Origin of the sequence: Kitasatospora sp. NPDC057692 (genome assembly GCF_042799475.1) — a bacterium.
In the GTDB taxonomy this organism is placed as follows: Bacteria; Actinomycetota; Actinomycetes; order Streptomycetales; family Streptomycetaceae; genus Kitasatospora.
This window is the reverse complement of the sequence record NZ_JBHVIV010000206.1, coordinates 1-1,192: the sequence shown is the minus strand read 5'-3', so window position 1 is coordinate 1,192 and position 1,192 is coordinate 1. Positions and strand designations below refer to the sequence as shown.

Sequence of the window (1,192 nt, the reverse complement as noted above, 5' to 3'; positions counted from 1 at the left end):
CAGTACACCATGTGCCACACTTCCCAATAGCGCTCGATCTATGGCTCCTCTTCCATGACTTCCTAATACAATAAGATCAACTTTTTCCGATTGAGCAACATTACAAATTGTTCGACTGGGATGCCCTGTTTGATGACTAAATAGAAGTCGTTCTTTCCAATTGGAAAGTACACCCTCTATGATTTGTTTTTCAATACGGCTACTAAGTTCTTCTTCAAATCGGTCAACTGCTTCCGGTGCTAAATCATAGGCGTAATTTTCCTTTGCCGAAACGTAAAGCACGATACATGTTGCATTTGGCCAAGCTTCTAAGAATTCCCCCGTCATTTTTGCGGCATGCTCGGAATAAGTCGAGCCATCTGTAGCAAATAAAATTTTTTCCATTTGTAAACCTCCTAATAATGATTAGTTACATCGTGAAATACGTAATGACTGATAGAAGAACGGATGTAATGGTCATGGCAAGAAGTGGTCGTAACGCCTTCGTGCGAAGATCCTTAAGGCTAACATTCAAACCTAATCCAATCATTGCCATTGTCAATATAAATGAAGTGAAGAAGGATACCCCATTCATGATATTAGTTGGAATCGTAATCATATTACCAAGTACATAGCTTCCGAATAGGCTCATGATAATAAACCCTATAAGAAACCATGGGAATTCAATTTTTGTATCGGAATCAGAATCTGATTTTCCTTTACGTTTCATCCAGTACATAAGAATAAAGCTTAGTGGAACAAGTAAGAATACCCGTCCTAGTTTGGCTAACAAAGCAATTGCAAGGCCATCTGGGCCCGCTGGTGCACCAGCTAGGGCTACGTGTGCAATCTCATGTAAACCAACGCCTGACCAAATACCGTATTGTAAATCAGTTAATGGTAGAAAAGGTCTTAAGATGGTGTATCCAATGGCAAAAATAGTACCAACTAGGGCGATAATACCTGCGCCTATTGCAGTATCTTCATCTTTTGCTTTCAAAATTGGTGAGACAGCGGCAATCGCTGCCGCACCACAAACTCCCGTTCCAATCCCTAGTAATAGGGATAATGAAGAGTCTGCTTTTAGCAATTTCCCAATCAATATGGTAAGAAATATTGCAAAGACAATGGAACCGACATCCCTAACAAGTAATCCTAACCCTTGGTGTAAAACAACGTCGATATTAAGTTTTATTCGAAAAAGTATAATTGC

2 protein-coding genes are annotated in these 1,192 nt (G+C 39.8%); both read right to left on the bottom strand.

What is annotated here, in order from left to right:
* The coding region (locus ACFVFS_RS40830) for a universal stress protein (protein WP_380630188.1) at positions 1–384 on the bottom strand (384 nt) is incomplete at its 3' end.
* 25 nt (positions 385–409) lie between these two features.
* Positions 410–1,192: YeiH family protein (locus ACFVFS_RS40825; RefSeq protein WP_380630187.1), on the bottom strand; the 783-nt coding region annotated here is incomplete at its 5' end.